This window comes from Carnobacterium sp. AT7, from assembly GCF_000171855.1.
GTDB classification, from domain to species: Bacteria; Bacillota; Bacilli; order Lactobacillales; family Carnobacteriaceae; genus Carnobacterium_B; species Carnobacterium_B jeotgali.
The window spans coordinates 111,353-130,920 of sequence record NZ_ABHH01000003.1 but is presented as its reverse complement, the minus strand read 5'-3'; the positions used below and the strand labels follow the sequence as shown (position 1 = coordinate 130,920).

Annotated in this window: 18 protein-coding genes and 1 tRNA gene; 16 read left to right on the top strand and 3 right to left on the bottom strand. The window is 34.1% G+C overall.

Translation table 11 applies throughout. From position 1 onward, the window contains the following. Positions 1–128 precede the first annotated feature (128 nt). Positions 129–299 (bottom strand): hypothetical protein, encoded by a 171-nt coding sequence (locus CAT7_RS12260; RefSeq protein WP_007721521.1) that lies wholly within the window; start codon positions 297–299, stop codon positions 129–131. Between the two features lie 432 nt (positions 300–731). Next, entirely contained in the window at positions 732–1,046 is a 315-nt protein-coding gene (locus tag CAT7_RS02155) for a helix-turn-helix domain-containing protein (RefSeq protein WP_007721519.1), read from the bottom strand. Positions 1,047–2,702: 1,656 nt separating this feature from the next. Between CAT7_RS02155 and CAT7_RS02145 the strand changes: the two genes are divergently transcribed. Then, on the top strand, positions 2,703–3,218 hold the full coding sequence (locus CAT7_RS02145; protein WP_007721513.1) for a GrpB family protein: 516 nt from the start codon (positions 2,703–2,705) through the stop codon (positions 3,216–3,218). 120 nt (positions 3,219–3,338) lie between these two features. On the opposite strand, the gene CAT7_RS02140 is transcribed toward CAT7_RS02145, so the two are convergent. Beyond that, the gene (locus CAT7_RS02140) at positions 3,339–3,521 is read right to left on the bottom strand and encodes a hypothetical protein (protein ID WP_007721512.1); all 183 of its coding nucleotides are present in this window, start codon (positions 3,519–3,521) and stop codon (positions 3,339–3,341) included. Between the two features lie 301 nt (positions 3,522–3,822). Between CAT7_RS02140 and CAT7_RS02135 the strand changes: the two genes are divergently transcribed. From CAT7_RS02135 to gpmI, 15 genes are all read left to right on the top strand, one after another. Next, positions 3,823–4,194, top strand: a complete 372-nt coding sequence (locus tag CAT7_RS02135; RefSeq protein ID WP_007721510.1) for a hypothetical protein — start codon at positions 3,823–3,825, stop codon at positions 4,192–4,194. A 242-nt stretch (positions 4,195–4,436) separates the two neighbouring features. Beyond that, the gene (locus tag CAT7_RS02130; RefSeq protein ID WP_007721508.1) at positions 4,437–4,739 is read left to right on the top strand and encodes a hypothetical protein; all 303 of its coding nucleotides are present in this window, start codon (positions 4,437–4,439) and stop codon (positions 4,737–4,739) included. Between the two features lie 484 nt (positions 4,740–5,223). Next, positions 5,224–6,951, top strand: coding sequence for a phospho-sugar mutase (locus tag CAT7_RS02125; protein ID WP_007721506.1), 1,728 nt, complete (start codon positions 5,224–5,226; stop codon positions 6,949–6,951). A gap of 189 nt (positions 6,952–7,140) precedes the next feature. Next, positions 7,141–8,028, top strand: a complete 888-nt coding sequence (rapZ, locus tag CAT7_RS02120) for an RNase adapter RapZ (RefSeq protein ID WP_007721504.1) — start codon at positions 7,141–7,143, stop codon at positions 8,026–8,028. Then, positions 8,025–9,041: a gluconeogenesis factor YvcK family protein gene (locus CAT7_RS02115; protein ID WP_007721502.1), complete on the top strand. Its 1,017-nt coding sequence runs from the start codon at positions 8,025–8,027 to the stop codon at positions 9,039–9,041. Before rapZ ends, CAT7_RS02115 begins: the two co-directional genes overlap by 4 nt. 31 nt (positions 9,042–9,072) lie before the next feature. Next, positions 9,073–10,029: a DNA-binding protein WhiA gene (whiA, locus tag CAT7_RS02110; protein ID WP_007721500.1), complete on the top strand. Its 957-nt coding sequence runs from the start codon at positions 9,073–9,075 to the stop codon at positions 10,027–10,029. A gap of 183 nt (positions 10,030–10,212) precedes the next feature. Beyond that, positions 10,213–10,284: transfer RNA gene (locus CAT7_RS02105), tRNA-Arg, on the top strand. Between the two features lie 579 nt (positions 10,285–10,863). Next, positions 10,864–11,844 (top strand): tRNA dihydrouridine synthase, encoded by a 981-nt coding sequence (locus tag CAT7_RS02100; RefSeq protein WP_007721498.1) that lies wholly within the window; start codon positions 10,864–10,866, stop codon positions 11,842–11,844. Between the two features lie 224 nt (positions 11,845–12,068). After that, on the top strand, positions 12,069–12,662 hold the full coding sequence (gene clpP, locus CAT7_RS02095) for an ATP-dependent Clp endopeptidase proteolytic subunit ClpP (protein WP_007721495.1): 594 nt from the start codon (positions 12,069–12,071) through the stop codon (positions 12,660–12,662). Between the two features lie 201 nt (positions 12,663–12,863). After that, entirely contained in the window at positions 12,864–13,391 is a 528-nt protein-coding gene (locus tag CAT7_RS02090; protein ID WP_007721494.1) for a DsbA family protein, read from the top strand. 272 nt (positions 13,392–13,663) lie between these two features. Further along, positions 13,664–14,701 (top strand): sugar-binding transcriptional regulator, encoded by a 1,038-nt coding sequence (locus tag CAT7_RS02085; protein ID WP_007721492.1) that lies wholly within the window; start codon positions 13,664–13,666, stop codon positions 14,699–14,701. A 41-nt stretch (positions 14,702–14,742) separates the two neighbouring features. Further along, on the top strand, positions 14,743–15,747 hold the full coding sequence (gene gap, locus CAT7_RS02080; RefSeq protein WP_007721489.1) for a type I glyceraldehyde-3-phosphate dehydrogenase: 1,005 nt from the start codon (positions 14,743–14,745) through the stop codon (positions 15,745–15,747). 125 nt (positions 15,748–15,872) lie between these two features. Beyond that, complete coding sequence (locus tag CAT7_RS02075; RefSeq protein ID WP_007721487.1) at positions 15,873–17,060, top strand: phosphoglycerate kinase; 1,188 nt, start codon at positions 15,873–15,875, stop codon at positions 17,058–17,060. 30 nt (positions 17,061–17,090) lie between these two features. Beyond that, a complete protein-coding gene (tpiA, locus tag CAT7_RS02070; RefSeq protein ID WP_007721484.1) occupies positions 17,091–17,846 on the top strand; it encodes a triose-phosphate isomerase in 756 nt (251 codons plus the stop codon). Continuing rightward, entirely contained in the window at positions 17,846–19,375 is a 1,530-nt protein-coding gene (gpmI, locus tag CAT7_RS02065; protein WP_007721482.1) for a 2,3-bisphosphoglycerate-independent phosphoglycerate mutase, read from the top strand. The genes tpiA and gpmI overlap by 1 nt, the downstream gene beginning before the upstream one ends. The last annotated feature ends 193 nt before the right edge of the window (positions 19,376–19,568 follow it).

Genomic DNA, 19,568 nt, shown 5'->3' with positions numbered 1-19,568 from the left:
CATTCGTTAATTTAGTGCATTCATACCGTGTTAAATATGTGTATCTATTCCTCAATATATTTTTGATGCCCAGTTCTGTAAAATATGTATAATTAAAAAATTTAGAAGATAACATTTATATAAAAAGTTTATTTATGATTTTTTTTTAAAGCAGATAAAACAGCGCATATTCCAAACAAGATCGCACCTAAAGAATATAAAGGGTTGTGTATTACAAGAGCTACTGTAGTTAGTGCACAGCTTAGTGATAAGTACATAACCCAAGTACTATTTTTTTCATTTTTTTTACTATTTTTCATTTTTAAAGCTCTCCTATTCATTTGTGGATTTATTTTCATTAAGTATAGCATCTCTATTTCAAAAAAATTGTTATACTTTTTGAGATAAATGTAACCCTTAACAACTTTGAAGGATAAAATATGAAAAAGCTAATGTAACATGGAAAATTATAATTGCGGTAGCAAGTTTAATAGTAGCTGTTCTAGGTTTGACTATAATACAGTAAAGCATCGTTATTCTGTTTCTAAGGTTGGCTAATCGTACCAGTAGAATACTTCATACAAAGTAAGTTAAAAGACTTTTACAATGTAAACTTACTAGAAAAAAATAGGCTAAACAACACATAATTGTTGTTTAACCTATTTTTTATATCTTTTACCTCTAGAAATTAGCAGGATAGCCATTAAAAAGACTAATAGTAGTAGTTCAAAAAACAATAAAGTCATAGTGCTTTATCCAATAGTGATTAAATGCAATATATTTAATAAAACAATTACTCCAATTACAATTACTAAAAAATAAAAAAATTTACCTCTTTTTATTTTTTCATCTAACTTTTTAACCATTTTAGGATCTCCTTTCATTAATTTGTCTAAGGAAATTGCGTAAATCTCACTAATTAAAATAAGACTATTGATATCCGGTAAGTTCCGTCCATTTTCCCAATTAGAAATAGTTTGGCGTGACACATGTATTTTTTCGGCTACTTCTTCTTGCGTCATTTTTAGAGTATTTCTTCTTTGTTTTAATCGAGTCTCTAATTTCATCTATAACTAACCTCCTTACAATTACTTTAATGAATTTCTAGAAATTTAACTATCAAAAGTAGTTATAATACTGCCATTATAATGATAAAAGTATTTTACATCTCCATTATAACGGGTTGAAAGTGTTAAAAATGAAACAAAATCTAAAATTTTAATCAGAAATTTAGTAGTGTTCTACTGATTTCATCTTCATTGATCTCAATGTAGCGCTACGTGATTTTCTCGCTGCAATGACCAAATAGTTCCATGAGTGTAACCACGTCTTTGGGTTTATTGTAATAGTGGTAACCCAATCTCTTACGTATCGTGTGCGTGATAGTATCGTATTTTACTAAAATTGTAGCAATTTTTTGAAATATCTGATAGACAAGATTGACCTCTAAGTGACCGACTTTAGTACTTTTAAACAAATGATTCTCTAGTTCTTTTTTAATAGTCTTGAATCAAGTCCTGCAGGCTACTCAAATATAAAATACTGTTTTTGGCTGTTTTTTCTCGATGATTCAAGTGTTTTATAGGAAATCAGGTCTTTTTTCTTTAATGTAATAATGTCGGACATGCGCAAAGCGTTATTAATACTGATTAACAATAGAAAAACATTCCAATCTGCGTTTTCATTGCACCTTAAACAGTCGGTTATTTCTTTCTGAGACCGTAATGATTGGATGTTGGAACTCACTTCAAAGACTCTCCGCTCACAAAAGTTATATTTGATTTTGTTTATTATACCGCAAAATCATGAGTTGGAGACTGTTGCGAAAAAATAACTCTAATTATAAAGGATTCTCGATACACGATATCAAGTATTAGCAAAAGGACTTTCTAAATCAGCAGTAGCAATTGCTAAATTAATTGACAAGAATGATAAAAATAGAAATAATGGATGGATAGACTTTTAAAAGGAGCTTTTAAATGGAATTCATTTTAATTTTTTTTGAAGAAATATTATCAGCTGTTTTAAAGATTAACAATAAAATAATTAAAAATTTTATTTTAATTATTTTATTGTTAATCATGTCCGTATTTGTTTTTTTTATGCTATATATACTTATTGGGGCTATATTTTCGACAGTAAGTTGGATTATAAAGATAATCCTATTTGCTATATTTATTCCTTGCATATATGTAATATATATAATTATTTTAAATGGTTATAGCGAATGGAAAAATTAATACCTCTGATGTTTCAATTGCATAGTATACTAAAATCCCAACCACTTTAATGGTTGGAATTTTTTTCTTGGTTGGGACTATGAACGAGTAGGGGATGGGAAGTTGCCTCTGTTTCGGAAGGTTACGACGAAAATAATAAAAAGATAGCCGATATACTGGGGGAAACGACAGTATCAAGATAAATAAAATAAATAGGTGCAATTGAAGTGGCTAAAGATGGACAAAACTTACTTTATGATTATATTGTTGTAGCCTTTGTTATTGGAGATATGGATCGGTAACTGTATTTTAAAATTACCAGTAATATTAAACATAAGAACCTTCCCCATTATACAAAAATAGATTTTACTAAGTAAGAATAACGACCAACCTTATAAAACACTAAAGAATAAATGTAAGAAACAACCTTATTAAATCAAGGTTTCTAGTACATTGATTTTCTGAAATAGTGTATTATATTTTAAGAATGGAGACTAACTATTCATGAAAATTAAAGTAGTAGAGTATAGAGAAGAATGGTCAAAATTATTCCAAGTTGAGTCAAAAAAAATACAAGATATCTTTGGTAAGGAATTGATTGCTATTCACCATATTGGTAGTACTTCTGTGCCCCACTTAAATGCTAAACCAATCATTGATATTATGCCAATAGTAAAGAAAATTGAACATGTAGACTCATTTAATATCCAAATGAGTAAAATCGGATACGAACCTCTTGGCGAGTATGGAATAGAGGGAAGACGTTTTTTTAGAAAAGGTGGAGATCAAAGGACACATCATATACATGTATTCCAAAACACAAATAAAAATGATATGGAGCGACATTTAGCGGTAAGAGATTATCTTCGAACACATTATGAAGCAAGAAGAGATTACGGTAATTTAAAAAGAGAACTAGCTATAAAATTCCCAAATAATATTAACTCCTATTCAGATGGTAAAGATGAATTTGTTAAAAATTTAGAGAGAAAGGCACTACTTTGGTACTTAGAAAAGTAGTGTTTAATATCAAAATAAAACCCTGATTAGTCAAGGTCCATAATGCATGATTTTATCTAATTTCATGTATCGCATATTATTTTTTTAGTATTAACAGTAAAGATAGTAATTTGAGCAACCTTATCTTTTTACATCTTTTTTAGATAAGATTTCTCCTATGAAAATAAATACAGCAAATACAATTGCACCTATAATAACAGCTGTTAATTCAGTCGAATCATTAATAAAGTATTGAGTTAATAAGCTAGCAACAAAATATGCCCCTGCTAGTAATAGACACTTTTTAAAATTAATTTTTTTCATAATTGGTTACTCCTTTTTTTATTTTTAGTATATCAAATATTGATAATCTTTATTTTAATTTAAAGTAATAAACTGAAAAAAGTAACCTTTCTCTCATAAGGTTCTAAATACACGATTTTATCCAATTCCATGTGTGTTAAAAGTTATATTTATTATTATCAAAATTTTATAATATCTATTTCTGCAAATAAAAAAGCTCTTATTTTAAGTGGAATCTTTAATTTTATAACTAAATACATTGTTAGTTCTTATGTAAAGTGATAGAATTACTTACATTTATCGAAGGAGTGTTTTTAACTATATGAAAAAAGAATTACTAATCACTTCACTGGCTTTTGTTATTGGACTTACCTTATTTATCCAAACACTAATTGCTCAGTCAGAAGCCCGATTATATTTACCTTTATTTTTTACTATAGGTATTGGATTGGGACTACTAAGATTATTTGTCAACAACAGCATTAAAAAAATGAAAGGTAAATCTATCGGTATAAAGATCCTTTTCTTTGCTGTATTATTAGGAATTGGCTTGCCTTTTCAAACTTGGTTTAGAACGAATATTCTTTTTTCTATGGATTCTGATATTTTACCTAGAAGTATTGCCATGCTAATTTTAGGTGTCTTATGTTTGACTTTTTATCTTTCTCACAAAAAAAAATCTTTAGCTAAATAAATCTTTAACTTCATGTTAAATTAAATATTTATGTTTTCTTTTCACAATCTTTTTCACATGATCAATCCTTTGTTGGAATGATCTTCAACCAAAACCACCTGTATCAACTAGGTGGTTTTTTGTTTTACTCAATGGTACAAATAGTTTGTGGCGACAAGTTAAATTTTTTTTGCAATCAATCATCAAAAATTATAAAATTAAGTTAAAGATTATTTAAAGAGCACGGAGGGGTGGTAAATATTTTGAATATAAACTTACTGTTATTTGTCTCATCGCTTAATCAAGAACCTACTGAGGAAAACACTCAAGCATTAGTAAAAACAGTTGAATCTAACTTTCGTCCTCAAGTAGGTGATATAATTGACGATCCTGGATTTGATTCCAACTTCCATAATGGATATGAGGTGGCTAAAGTTACAATAAATTATACTTCAAATGAGTGTTTTGTTTCACTAGTGCCGTTAGCAATAGAAGTTGAAGAAATTAGTGTTGAAGATTATATAAATAGGCTTAAAACACATGGATGGAGTATCCAGTCTAGGTAACAATTAAGCCTTTTTATTATAAGACATTATTTCACAAGCAGTTATGATTGTTGGATATGCTTTTCTTCTCGTGTTTTACCGAACGATGGAAGTAAAGACAAACGGGAAGTGTTGAGTTTAAAAAAAGAACCTTGATTAAAACAAAGTTCTTAGTTACCAAAAGTATTTTAATAGGTTATAAAAAAGGAATTCCTCTACCAAAAAAGTAGAGAGAATTTCTTTTTTACTTTTTAGCAATGATGACTACATTTTTTAACAATACGCAAGAAAACAACTTAGCGGAAATTTCAAGCGAGAAAAAGTTGAAAACTCACTATCATTGACTTAAGAGACTTAACAACTATAAAGAGTGTAATCATAATAGTAAAAAAATGTTGAAAGATGGTTTAGATTGAATTGTGTGTAAGAAGCAACAATAAGTGGTATACTCATAAGGGAAGCGTTAACTAAAAAATACTACTAATTATGTAAAGGGTGAATTAAAATGAGCTGGAGAGAGACTTATCAACTTTGGGAAAATTTTAACGATTTAGAAATGGAATTAAAAAATGAATTAAAATCTCTAAAAGATGATTCGGATACATTAGAAGATGCATTTTATGCTCCTCTAGAATTTGGTACTGCGGGTATGCGCGGTATTATTGGTGCGGGTGTTAATCGTATGAACGCTTATACCGTTAGACAAGCAACAGAAGGGTTAGCTCGTTTTATGGATAGTCTAGGAGATGAAACAAAAAAACGTGGAGTTGCCATTGCTTATGATTCAAGACACAAATCACCAGAATTTGCTATGGAAGCTGCAAAAACACTTGGAGCACATGGAATTCCTGCTTTTGTTTTTGAAAGTCTTCGTCCAACACCAGAATTATCTTTTGCAGTTCGTCATTTAAATGCATTTGCTGGTATTATGATTACGGCAAGTCACAACCCTGCAGCGTATAATGGATATAAAGTTTATGGAGAAGATGGCGGACAAATGCCACCTAAAGAAGCAGATGCTTTAACAGAGTATGTTCGTAGTGTCGAAAATATGTTAGAAATTGAAGTATTATCAAAAGAAGATCTTTTGTCTAAAGGTCTGCTTACGATGATTGGTGAAGATGTAGACAGTGAGTACTTGGAAAACGTGAAAAGTGTTACGGTTAACCCAGCACTTGTAAAAGAAATGAGCAAAGAAATGAAACTGGTGTACACGCCACTTCATGGAACGGGCAAAATGATTGGTGAAAAAGCTTTGAAAAATGCAGGTTTTGAATCTATTTATTTAGTTCCTGAACAAGCTGAAGCAGATCCCGATTTTTCAACAGTTAAATCTCCTAATCCTGAAGAACCAGGTGCATTTGAATACGCAATTAAATTAGGAAAAGAAATTGATGCCGACGTATTAGTGGCAACAGATCCTGATGCTGACCGTTTAGGAATAGCTGTTAAGACATCTGAAGGACATTACGAAGTCTTAACTGGAAACCAAATCGCAAGCTTGATGTTGCATTATTTACTAACGGCACAACAAGAGGCTGGAACATTGCCAGCTAATGGAGTGGTACTTAAATCGATTGTTTCTAGCGAGTTGCCTACTCAAATTGCTGAAAGCTTTAATGTTCAAATGGTAGATGTCTTAACAGGATTTAAATTTATTGCTGAGAAAATCAAACAATATGAAACAGATGGCAGTAAGACTTTCTTATTCGGTTTTGAAGAAAGCTATGGTTACCTTGTCTCACCATTTGTGCGTGATAAAGATGCCATTCAAGCTCTTGTATTGATTGCAGAAGTTGCTGCTTACTATAAACAAAAAGGCGATACGTTATATGATGGATTGAAACAAATCTTCCATAACTATGGTCACTATAAAGAAAAAACAATTTCTATCAGTATGCAAGGAATTACCGGAGCTGAAAAAATTAAAGCTTTAATGGTGAAATTCCGTGAAGAATCTCCAGAAGAATTTGCTGGTATTGAGGTAGCGTATGTAGAAGATTTTTCAATCAGCAAACGTAGATTAGCTGACGGTACAGTAGAAGAGATTGATTTACCTCCAGCTGATGTATTGAAATATACATTGGTAGACAACAGTTGGATTGCTATTCGACCTTCTGGAACGGAACCGAAAATTAAATTCTACATTGGAGCATGTGATGACTCAGGTGTTGAAATTGAACACAAAGTGGTTCTTCTTGAAGAAAGTATTAATTCAATCGTAAACGAATAAACAAGTTAACAAAAGAGGTCGGGATAAGTAGTTCCCAACCTCTTTTTTGTATCCTAGTTCTTGTTTAACTATAAAAAGAACATTTGATTAAGTTTTAATGAAAAGCTAGCGATGACTATACATGACACACCCGGAATGCTATAATAGTCTAGATGGAATGCGAAGAACCAAAAGAAAGAGGCGAATAAGATGGTAGATAGTCTACAATTAGTTATTCTTACTGGAATGAGTGGAGCAGGTAAAACTGTTGCAATGCAAAGTTTTGAAGATATGGGTTATTTTTGTGTGGACAATATGCCGCCAAGTTTATTGCCAAAATTTTGGGAATTAGTTAAAGAATCCGGGAAATTAACAAAAATTGCTTTGGTGATTGATTTACGTTCAAGAGCTTTTTTTGATGAAATTGTAACAGCGTTAGAATCAATGGATAATACATCTTTTGTTACGACTAAAATCGTTTATTTAGATGCAAGCGATGAAGAATTGGTTTCTCGCTATAAAGAAACGCGTCGAACACATCCTTTAGCAATGAATGGACGTTTGATAGTAGGAATAAAAAAAGAACGAGAATTATTAGAGGATATAAAAGGACGAGCGCAAGTTGTTATTGATACAACTAAACTAACGCCAAGACAATTAAGAGAACAAATCAATGGCAATTTTAAAACAGATGATACCGAGTTGTTTAGAATTGAAATGGTTTCATTTGGATTTAAATATGGATTACCAATTGATGCCGATGTCGTAATGGATGTTCGTTTTTTACCGAATCCTCATTACATTGATAACTTAAGACCGTTAACGGGACAAGATAAACCTGTATATGACTATGTAATGAAACAACCAGAAACGGAAATTTTTTATCGTAAATTTACAGATTTATTAGAGTACATCTTACCTGGTTATAAAAAAGAAGGTAAGAATAATGTTACTATCGCAATTGGTTGTACCGGTGGGAAACATCGATCAGTAGCTTTAGTAGAACGGATTGCACAAAAAATTGAAATTGATGGTTACCCTGTCCATATTACTCATCGTGATAAAGGGAAGGTTAAAGAATCGGTGAATCGTTCATGATACAAGAAAGGAAAAAAAATAATCCTAAAATAGTTGTTATTGGTGGAGGCACTGGATTACCAGTTATTTTGAATGGACTAAAATCAAAAAATGCCGATGTAACAGCTATCGTAACGGTTGCTGATGATGGTGGAAGCAGCGGGACGTTAAGAAATTATGCTAACATTGTTCCTCCGGGAGATATTCGTAACGTGCTAGTATCACTTTCGAATATTCCCTCTGTCCAAAAGGATATTTTTCAATATCGATTTGATACAAATGACAGTTTTTTAGCGGGTCATTCAATCGGAAACCTAATCATTGCGGCGATGTCTGAAATGAGAAGCAGTATATTTGAAGCGATTCAATTATTATCTAAAATGATGATGGTAGATGGACACGTATACCCAGCTGCAGAAGAGGCGCTGATTCTGCACGCTATCTTTGAAGATGGTACTAAGATTTCTGGAGAATCTAAAATAGCTAAAGAAAGAAAAAGAATAGAACGAGTCTATGTGACCCCAACCGAAGATGACCATAAAGCCAAAGCTTCTAGAAAAGTATTGGCTGCGATTCGTGATGCGGATATGGTCGTATTGGGACCCGGAAGTTTATTTACGAGTATATTACCTAATTTGATGATCGAAGATTTAGGACAAGCTGTCAAAGAAACTGAAGCAAAAGTAGTTTATATTTGTAATATTATGACTCAACTTGGTGAAACAGAAAACTTTACAGATGCAGATCACGTTTGTGTATTACATCAACATTTAGACAAAAAATTCATTGACACGGTACTGGTAAATATTGGAGAAGTTCCAGAAAATTATATGGACACAGAACGGTACAATGAATACTTAGTGCAAGTAGCGCATAACTTTAAAGGCTTAGCTCAAGAGGTGCCTTCTGTTATCTCGGATGATTTCCTTGAATTAAGAGATCAAGGTGTTTTTCATAATGGTACAAAAGTGGTCGACGAATTGTTTAAGTTGGCTTTTGATAATAGACGTTTGGAAAAAAGAACGAGTTACTAAACAAACTAAAATACAGAAAGGAGGTTAGTAGATGTCTTATGCTTCAGAAGTAAAAAAAGAATTGACCCAATTAGAAGTGCACAGAGAACATGCTAAAGCTGAGTTAGCTGCTTTAATTCGGATGAATGGAACCGTTAGTTTGGTTGATAAAAAATTCATTTTAAATGTACAAACTGAAAATGCTGCGATTGCTCGCAGAATTTATATTTTGCTAAAAGATCATTTTGATGTGGAAAGTGAATTATTGGTACGCCGGAAAATGAAGTTAAAGAAAAATAATGTTTACATTGTACGTTTAAAACATGGAACTCAAGAAGTGCTGTCAGATTTATCTATTATGGATGGTATGTCTTTGCACAGCCATGTTTCAGATGAAGTAATGGGAAACACGCAAAAAGTGAAATCTTATTTACGAGGTTCTTTTTTGGCAGGAGGTTCGGTCAATAACCCGGAAACGAGTCGTTACCATCTCGAGATACACTCAAGTTATGAGGAACATAATGATGATATCTGTCAAATGATGAATCAATTTGATATGAACGCTCGTACGTTGGAAAGACGGAACGGATACATCACTTATTTAAAAGAAGCAGAGAAAATTGCCGACTTTTTAGCTTTGATAGGTGCAACTAGCGGAATGCTTAAATTTGAAGATGTTCGTATCATCAGAGATATGAGAAACTCGGTCAATCGTCTAGTGAATTGTGAGAATGCTAATTTAAATAAAACTATTGATGCGGCTAGTAAACAAATCGAAAGTATAAAGTTCATTGATGAGGTGCTCGGGTTAGATAAAATCCCAACGAAATTAAGAGAAATTGCGCTTGTTCGTTTAGAATACCCTGAAGTAACTTTAAAAGAACTAGGAGAAATGATTCCAAGTGGAACAATCAGTAAGTCTGGGATCAATCATCGCTTACGTAAGTTAAATGAGATGGCAGAAAACTTAAGAACTAAAGATCTTATGAAAACGGGCATGCTTAGCTAAAATAAAATGAACCGAAAATAATGTGTTTAAAAAGGGTCAGCAAAAGCTTTCCTTTTTAAGAGCATTGTACGTGGTCTCTTTGGAAGTTCTGCTTGTTTTTTCATTATAACTGGGCTACACTATAATAGTTGGTATTTTACTAACACCAGAACAGCGTTTAACCATTAACGTGTTAGTGTAGTGGTCCCCTTAGTGTAATGGATATCACGTAAGATTCCGATTCTTGAAATGGGGGTTCGATTCCCTCAGGGGGCATAAAAATGCCTAACTAGACTAGATTAACAACTTTTTAAAACAGATGTCACACAATAACTAAGAGAACGTTCATTGTTTAGGGTTTCGTATTTCACTAGACAATTGGCGTTCTCTTTGTTTAATTAAATGGCTCTTCGTCAAATAGTGTGGCTGCTTCAAAAAATTCTTTCGGAATAGACGGATTTGCTTGTAAGAGCCCTGGTACCGTCTTAAGTCTAAAGTCTTAAGAACTTTCAAGCCTCAAACACCGCTTAAACGCTAAAGCGTTAAAGCGATGTAATTCGCATTGAATACTTCACAGGGCTACAAGCAATCCTATTCCTCCAGAATGTTAAGCATGAACTAAATTTATCTATCCACACTAAAAAGTATAGAGTCAATTAAATCAGTAAGCCTGTGAGATAGTAAAAAACACATGGGGCAAAAACTAGATGAGTTGAATTGGACTTATTTTATAAATAAATGTATAATTCCAGATGTTGAAAAAAGCGTCAGTTAGAAGTTAGATAGTTTTTGTATTTTTAGTTTGGGATGAAGGTGTGACCTAAAGTCCCGTTATGAGAGGATCGATTATTAAAAATGAAAGAAAATTTTTGGCAAGATTTGCCACGTCCGTTTTTTATATTGGCACCGATGGAAGATGTTACGGATGTTGTTTTTCGACATGTAGTCAGTGAAGCAGCTAGACCGGATGTATTCTTTACCGAATTTACAAATACCGTTAGTTATTGTCATCCAGATGGACGCGATAGTGTACGTGGGCGTTTAACTTTCACTGAAGATGAACAACCACTAGTAGCTCATATATGGGGAGACGAACCAAAATACTTCCGACAAATGAGTATTGGCATGGCAGAAGAAGGTTTTAAAGGAATCGATATCAATATGGGTTGTCCGGTACCAAATGTAGCTGGAAAAGGAAAAGGCAGTGGCCTTATTCGTCGTTCAGAAGTAGCTGCTGAGTTAATTCAAGCAGCAAAAGCAGGCGGCTTGCCGGTAAGTGTTAAGACGCGCCTTGGATATACAAATATCGAGGAATGGCGTGATTGGTTGACACATATTTTTGAACAAGATATTGCGAATCTTTCTATCCATTTGCGGACAAGAAAAGAAATGAGTAAAGGTGCTGCTCATTGGGAAATGATTTCAGAAGTTAAAAAATTACGAGATGAAATTGCACCGCAAACGCTGTTGACAATTAACGGAGATATTCCAGACCGCGAAACGGGATTGAAGTTGGTTGAGGAATATGGTGTAGATGGAGTTATGATTGGGAGAGGTATCTTCCAAAATCCTTATGCATTTGAAAAAGAACCGAGAGAACATAGCAGTAAAGAGCTGTTGGAACTTTTTAGATTGCATTTAGATCTTTTTGATAAATATACAGTTGATGAACCACGCTCATTTAGACCTCTTCGTCGCTTCTTTAAGATATACGTCCGAGGTATTCGCGGAGCGAGTGATTTAAGAGTGCAGTTAATGGAATCAGAGACAACGAATGAAGCACGAATCTTACTTGATGAATTCGAAGAAAACAACAAGGATATTCTGGGCGAATAGCAAAAGCTGTTCTATTCATTTAAATTTTTTGAATTATTTTTTGTGTTATACTTGTTTTATCAATCGGTAAATTAAGGATTAATAAAGACCGTTTAGTTGGAAAAAACAACGAACAAAAAAATTGACCTTTATTGACCAATGAAGTAAAATACAAGTAGTAACTTAATAAGTAGATAAATTATTTACACAATAAAGAAATGTATATTTGAGGAGGAAGCAAAATTATGAACTTAATCCCTACAGTAATCGAACAGTCATCAAGAGGTGAACGTGCTTATGATATCTATTCTCGTCTTTTAAAAGACCGTATTATTATGTTAAGTGGTCCAGTAGACGATGATTTAGCAAATGCTGTAATCGCTCAGCTTTTATTTTTAGACGCACAAGATTCTGAAAAAGATATTTATATTTACATCAATTCTCCAGGTGGAAGTGTAACAGCTGGATTAGCTATTTTTGATACAATGAACTTTATTAAAGCAGATGTACAAACGATAGCAATGGGAATGGCTGCTTCAATGGGAAGTTTCTTATTAACAGCTGGTACTAAAGGCAAACGTTATGCTTTGCCAAATGCTGAAATCATGATTCACCAACCATCAGGCGGATCACAAGGACAAGCGACAGAAATCGAAATTGCTGCTCGTCATATTTTGAAAACACGTGAGCGTTTAAATAAAATTTTGTCAGAACGTACAGGTCAACCAATTGAAGTTATCCAACGTGATACAGATCGTGATAACTACATGTCTGCAGAAGATGCAAAAGCATATGGTTTGATTGACGAAATTATGGAAAACAACTCATCTTTAAGCTAATAAACTGAGTAGAAATGAAAAAGGGACTGAGAAATCAGTCTCTTTTTTTGTTTGGAATTTTATGTAGATGAATCAATAGCATCTACCAAACACCTTATTATTTCTTTAGTAGAAAAGAAATAATAAGGCTAAAACGTTTAATCGCATTAAAATTAGCGGTATAATAAATTTAGTTAGTAAAATAAAGGAGGTTTTAAATTAATGGACATAAGTACGATTAAAGCAGAAAAAGTAAATACAACCATTGGAATTAAAATTGGAAGCGAGGACGCTCCCGTTAAAGTAATTGAATTTATTAATTTGAAATGTCCGTATTGCAAAATGTGGTATGAAGACTCAAAAGACTTATTAGCAGAGTACGTTTCAGCAGGGAAAGTCCAACGAGTCATTAAACATTTTGATAAAGAAAAGCCAAGTTTGAAAAAAGGAAATGTTCTTCATCGTTATTTAGATTATACCAATCCCGAAAAAGCGCTTGAAGAAATAGATTATTTTTTCGCACATCAGGATGAATGGGGAAATCTAGGAGATTTTGATGCAATTGCAGAGTATGCCGAAGAAAAAAGAGGACTATCTTTACAATCAAATGAAATGGCAGCCCAAGGCATTGTAGAAGAAGCCAATGAAGCAAAAGTTGTATTTGTTCCTACCGTCTTTATTGAAAAAGAAATCTTTGATGAACACATTACACCACAAGAACTTAAAGATTTGATTGAAGCACGTATTTAATTAAATAAAAGTGCAAAGATCAAATTACTTATATAGTAGTTAATGTAAGATTTAGAAACATAATAGTTGAAATTTAAGGAGTTAACTGGTACAATCATTGATGTGAGAGATGGTAATAGTGTTAATTTAAATGCTATTGAAGAATGATAAGAAAACAGCAACAGGAAACTGATAGTTTGTTTTTCATTTCGTATCTCTTGTTTTTTTAAGTAACAAGGGTCGCCGAACGACTAACGCGGTCACAAAGCGTCCAACGTGGAAAGAGGTCGCTTATGCAAAATGTATTATCAGTTGTTGAAGAAGTCATTCCAGATATCATGTATACACTTCAAAATCGTTACCACATTTTGCGCAATGTCTTTTTAATGGGTCCAGTCGGCAGAAGAGTTTTAGCTGATCGTATGGGAATTACAGAACGTGTTCTTCGTACAGAATCAGAAGGATTAAAGAAGCAAGGATTAATAAAAACTTCAAAAATGGGAATGGAATTGACTGAAAAAGGCGAATCCATTTATCACCAATTAGATCAATTAATGGGTCAACTATTGGGGATGAAAGAGAAAGAAAAACAACTTGCATCTTATTTGGAGATTGAACATTGTGTGATCATTTCAGGTAACGTAGATGAACAGGTTAAACTGCGTGAGGAAATAGGTCATGCTACATTAGAAGCTCTAGATTTTTTACTCCCAGAAGGAAACAATATTGTTGCTGTAATGGGCGGTACAACTATGGCAGAAGTAGCAAATCAAATGAATGAAACTCTCTCGAGAAAAAGAAAGTTGATTTTTGTTCCAGCTAGAGGCGGTTTAGGCGAATCGGTGGATATTCAAGCGAATTCCATTAGCGCTTTAATGGCACAAAAAACTGGTGGCGAAAATCGGGTTCTCTATGTTCCAGAACAAGTAAGTGAAGAAACATATAAACCACTTTTACAAGAACCTGGTATAAAAAAGACCCTTAAAATGGTCGATGATGCCAATTGTGTTTTATATGGCATAGGAGAAGCTATGCATATGGCAGAACGCAGAGGGATGAACGAAGAAGTTCTAGCTCTGATTAAAAATAAAGCTGCAGTTGGGGAAGCCTTTGGAGAATTTTACAATCAGTCTGGTGAAGTGGTTTATAAAATACCACGCATTGGGATGCAATCAAATAACTTAGCAAATATTGCTAGTGTGATTGCGATAGCTGGCGGTAAATCTAAAGCAGAAGCAATTGAAGCTCATATGAAAAACGCACCTCGCCATACGTGGCTCATCACAGATGAGGGTGCTGCTAACGAGATTTTAACAGGGATAACCCTTTAAAATAAATATATTGTACGATTCCTAAAGGAGGAAATCTATTTATGACAGTTAAAGTAGGTATTAACGGTTTTGGACGTATTGGTCGTCTTGCATTCCGTCGTATTCAAGAATTAGAAGGTATTGAAGTGGTAGCAGTTAACGACTTAACAGATCCAAAAATGCTAGCTCACTTATTAAAATATGATACAACACAAGGACGTTTCAACGGTGACGTTGAAGTTAAAGATGGCGCATTTACTGTTAACGGTAAAGACATCAAAGTTTTAAGTAACCGTAACCCAGAAGAACTTCCATGGGGAGAACTTGGAGTTGAAATCGTATTAGAATGTACTGGTTTCTTCACTACTCAAGAAGCTGCTGAATTACACATTAAAGCAGGAGCTAAAAAAGTTGTTATCTCTGCACCAGCAACTGGTAACATGAAAACAATCGTTTACAATGTAAACCACGAAACTCTTGACGGTTCTGAAACAGTTATCTCAGGTGCTTCATGTACTACTAACTGTTTAGCTCCTATGGCTCAAGTACTAAATGACAAATTTGGTATTGAATTAGGATTAATGACTACAATCCACGCTTACACAGGTGACCAAAATACATTAGATGCTCCACATCCAAAAGGCGACTTCCGTCGTGCTCGTGCTGCAGCAGCTAACATTATCCCTAATACAACTGGTGCTGCTAAAGCAATCGGTGAAGTATTACCAGAATTAAAAGGTAAATTAGATGGAGCTGCACAACGTGTTCCAGTTGCAGCAGGTTCATTAACTGAATTACAAACTGTATTAAAAACTAAAGTAACTGCTGAAGAAGTAGATGCAGCAATGAAAGCAGCAGCTAACGAATCTTACGGATATACTGAAGATGCAATCGTTTCTTCTGATATCTTAGGAATGTCATTCGGTTCATTATACGATGCAACTCAAACTAAAGTTATCACTGTTGGTGACAAACAAATCGTTAAAACTGTTGCTTGGTATGATAACGAAATGTCATACACTTCACAATTAATTCGTACTTTAGAATACTTTGCTAAATTAGGTTAATCTTTAAAGAGAAACTTAAATTAGGATAGAAAATAATAAAAGCGGGGAGGCAGCGCGCTTCCTCGCTTTTATTTTTTCAAAGATTAGTATTTACACATAATTGCTCGATACAGGAGGAATCTTTAATGGTGAAAAAAGTTGTAACTGATTTAGACTTAAAAGGTAAAAAAGTTTTAGTACGTGCAGACTTTAATGTTCCAATGAAAGACGGCGTTATTACTAATGACAACCGTATTCAAGCAGCATTACCAACTATTCAATATGTTATTGAACAAGGTGGGAAAGTTATTTTATTCTCTCACTTAGGTAAAGTAAAAACTGAAGAAGATAAAGCAGGCAAAAGTTTACGTCCAGTCGCTGAACGTTTAAGCGAATTATTAGGAAAAGACGTTACATTTGTACCTGAAACACGTGGCGAAAAATTAGAAAGTGCTATCGAAGGCTTAAATGCTGGAGATGTATTAGTATTTGAAAACACACGTTTTGAAGATATTGATGGTAAAAAAGAAAGCAAAAATGATCCTGAACTTGGCAAATACTGGGCAAGCTTAGGCGACGTTTTCGTTAATGATGCATTTGGTACGGCTCACCGTGCACATGCTTCTAACGTAGGAGTTGCTTCAAATCTTGAATCAGCTGCTGGTTTCTTAATGGATAAAGAAATCAAATTTATCGGTGGCGCTGTTGATGAACCTAAACGTCCGTTTGTGGCTATTTTAGGTGGAGCAAAAGTTAGTGATAAAATTGGTGTTATTGAAAACCTATTAAGTAAAGCAGATAAAGTTCTTATCGGAGGCGGAATGACTTACACTTTCTACGCTGCTAAAGGCATTGAAATTGGTAAATCATTAGTTGAAGAAGATAAAATTGAGTTAGCTAGAACATTGATTGAAAAAGGCGGAGACAAATTAGTCTTACCAATTGATTCTGTTACTTCTCCAGAATTCAGCAATGACACACCAACTGAAATTCATGATGGTGCTGTACCAGCTAATCAAATGGGTCTTGATATTGGACCAAAAACAATTGAATTATTCACTAAAGAATTACAAGGTGCTAAAACAGTTGTATGGAACGGACCAATGGGTGTTTTTGAAATGTCTAACTTTGCTCAAGGTACAGTTGGAGTCTGTGAAGCAATTGCTAACTTAACAGATGCAACGACTATCATTGGTGGTGGAGACTCTGCAGCTGCAGCAATGCAATTAGGTTTTGCAGATCAATTCACACACATTTCTACAGGTGGCGGAGCGTCATTAGAATACCTTGAAGGTAAAGAACTTCCAGGCGTAGCATCTATTTCAGATAAATAAGTTAGTTCAATTAGAGAAAGGAAGTTAATTATGCGTAAACCAATTATTGCTGGTAACTGGAAAATGAACAAAACAGCTGCTGAAGCTGCTGCGTTTGTTGAAGCAGTTAAAACAAAAATCCCTTCTTCTGAACAAGTAGATTCAGTTGTTGGAGCTCCTGCTTTATTTTTACAATCATTAGTTAAAGCATCAGAAGGAACAGAATTGAAAATTGCGGCTCAAAACAGCCACTTTGAAGCATCTGGAGCATTTACAGGCGAAATTAGCCCTGTAGCTTTAGGAGACTTAGGAGTTGATTACGTAATCATTGGTCACTCTGAACGTCGTGAATTCTTCCACGAAACAAATGAAGAAATCAATAAAAAAGCACATGCTATTTTCAAAAATGGTATGGTTCCAATTATTTGCTGTGGCGAAACGTTAGAACAACGTGAAGCTGGAGAAACAAATGAATGGGTAAGTGGTCAAGTTAAAGCTGCAATCGCTGGTTTAACAGATGGTCAAGTAGCTGAATCAGTTATTGCATACGAGCCAATCTGGGCAATCGGAACTGGTAAATCTTCAACATCTAAAGATGCAAACGACACTTGTGCTGTTATCCGTCAAACGATTGCAAAAGAAGTTTCTCAAGATGCTGCTGATGCGGTACGTATTCAATACGGCGGTAGTGTAAAACCTGAAAATATTGCTGAATACATGGCTGAATCAGATATTGATGGAGCTTTAGTAGGAGGAGCAAGTTTAGAAGCAGAATCGTTCTTAGCATTATTGGAGGCTGTTAAATAATGACAAAAGCACCAGTAGCTATTATCATTCTTGATGGATTAGGATGGCGTCATGAAGTTATGGGTAATGCCGTAGCTCAAGCTAAAAAACCAAATTTTGATCGTCTTTTAGAAAAATACCCTCATAGTACATTAAAAGCTTCTGGATTAGACGTTGGTCTTCCAGTAGGTCAAATGGGGAATTCTGAAGTAGGACATACAAATATTGGAGCTGGACGTATTGTATATCAAAGCTTAACACGTATTGATAAAGCAATTGAAGATGGCGAATTCCAAACGAACCCTGTTTTAAGCGATGCAATGGATAGTACAATTAAACACCAATCTAATTTGCATTTGTTTGGATTATTATCAGATGGTGGAGTGCATAGTCACATCAATCATTTGATTTCATTAATCAAAACAGCTAAAGAAAAAGGCGTTCCGAACATTTATGTTCATGCTTTCCTTGACGGACGTGATGTTTCTCCTAATTCTGGAATCAACTATGTTGAGCAATTAGAAGAAGCAATCAAAGAAATCGGAGCAGGAGAAATTGCCACTATTTCTGGTCGTTTCTATGCAATGGATCGCGACAAACGCTGGGAACGTGTAGAAAAAGCTTATAATGCTATTGCTCATGGCGAAGGCGAAAAAGCAACTAGTGCACTAGCTGCTGTTCAAGCAAGCTACGACAAAGAAAAATTTGACGAGTTTGTTATGCCAACCGTTATTGAAAAAGACGGAAAACCTGTAGCAACTTTACAAGATAATGATTCTATTATTTTCTTCAACTTCCGTCCGGATCGTGCAATTCAATTATCAAATGCTATTACTGATGATGAATGGACATTCTTTGATCGTGGACAAAGAGCACAAAATCTTAAACTTGTTACGATGACAATGTATAACCCAAGTATCAAAGCTGAAATAGCATTCCCACCAGTAGCCTTGAAAAATGTTATTGGCGAAGTTCTTTCAAATGAAGGGTTATCTCAATTGCGTATTGCGGAAACTGAAAAGTATCCACATGTTACCTTCTTTATGAATGGTGGACGTAATGAAGAATTTCCAGGTGAAAATCGTATCTTAATTCCATCTCCAAAAGTGGAAACATATGACTTGAAACCTGAAATGAGTGCTTATGAAGTAACGGATGCTTTAGTGGCAGATATTGAAGCGGATAAACATGATGCAATTATCTTAAACTTTGCTAACCCGGATATGGTTGGACACTCAGGTATGCTTGAACCAACAATCAAAGCGATTGAAGCTGTTGATGAAAACTTAGGTCGTGTAGTTGATGCAATTACTGCTAAAGGTGGATATGCTATTATCTTTGCCGATCACGGTAATGCAGATACAATGACAACACCTGAAGGCAAGCCGCATACAGCTCATACAACTGTTCCTGTTCCTGTAATTGTAACTAAAGAAGGAGCAACAGTACGTGAAGGCGGACGTCTAGCTGATATTGCACCAACAATGTTAGATTTACTAAACATTGAAAAACCAGTTGAAATGACTGGCGTATCTTTAATTCAAAAGTAAATTAAACTAAATATTATGCGAAAGAAAATGATGTAAAAGCTGCAGACTTTGCATAAATTCTTTCCATTAATAAGATTAATAAAAGAAACTGCTAGACAATGCTTAAAGTGTTTGCATTTAGCAAGTAAACTCATTAAAATGTAGCTATGGGCAAAGCCCTGGCACTAAAAATTTTTTATACTCAAAGGAGAGA

Bases quoted from the DNA above. Each gene is read 5' to 3' on its own strand.
- CAT7_RS12260 (WP_007721521.1), bottom strand. From the start codon at position 299: ATGAAAAATAGTAAAAAAAATGAAAAAAATAGTACTTGGGTTATGTAC.
- CAT7_RS02155 (WP_007721519.1), bottom strand. From the start codon at position 1,046: ATGAAATTAGAGACTCGATTAAAACAAAGAAGAAATACTCTAAAAATG.
- CAT7_RS02145 (WP_007721513.1), top strand. From the start codon at position 2,703: ATGAAAATTAAAGTAGTAGAGTATAGAGAAGAATGGTCAAAATTATTC.
- CAT7_RS02140 (WP_007721512.1), bottom strand. From the start codon at position 3,521: ATGAAAAAAATTAATTTTAAAAAGTGTCTATTACTAGCAGGGGCATAT.
- CAT7_RS02135 (WP_007721510.1), top strand. From the start codon at position 3,823: ATGAAAAAAGAATTACTAATCACTTCACTGGCTTTTGTTATTGGACTT.
- CAT7_RS02125 (WP_007721506.1), top strand. From the start codon at position 5,224: ATGAGCTGGAGAGAGACTTATCAACTTTGGGAAAATTTTAACGATTTA.
- rapZ (WP_007721504.1), top strand. From the start codon at position 7,141: ATGGTAGATAGTCTACAATTAGTTATTCTTACTGGAATGAGTGGAGCA.
- CAT7_RS02115 (WP_007721502.1), top strand. From the start codon at position 8,025: ATGATACAAGAAAGGAAAAAAAATAATCCTAAAATAGTTGTTATTGGT.
- whiA (WP_007721500.1), top strand. From the start codon at position 9,073: ATGTCTTATGCTTCAGAAGTAAAAAAAGAATTGACCCAATTAGAAGTG.
- CAT7_RS02100 (WP_007721498.1), top strand. From the start codon at position 10,864: ATGAAAGAAAATTTTTGGCAAGATTTGCCACGTCCGTTTTTTATATTG.
- clpP (WP_007721495.1), top strand. From the start codon at position 12,069: ATGAACTTAATCCCTACAGTAATCGAACAGTCATCAAGAGGTGAACGT.
- CAT7_RS02090 (WP_007721494.1), top strand. From the start codon at position 12,864: ATGGACATAAGTACGATTAAAGCAGAAAAAGTAAATACAACCATTGGA.
- CAT7_RS02085 (WP_007721492.1), top strand. From the start codon at position 13,664: ATGCAAAATGTATTATCAGTTGTTGAAGAAGTCATTCCAGATATCATG.
- gap (WP_007721489.1), top strand. From the start codon at position 14,743: ATGACAGTTAAAGTAGGTATTAACGGTTTTGGACGTATTGGTCGTCTT.
- CAT7_RS02075 (WP_007721487.1), top strand. From the start codon at position 15,873: ATGGTGAAAAAAGTTGTAACTGATTTAGACTTAAAAGGTAAAAAAGTT.
- tpiA (WP_007721484.1), top strand. From the start codon at position 17,091: ATGCGTAAACCAATTATTGCTGGTAACTGGAAAATGAACAAAACAGCT.
- gpmI (WP_007721482.1), top strand. From the start codon at position 17,846: ATGACAAAAGCACCAGTAGCTATTATCATTCTTGATGGATTAGGATGG.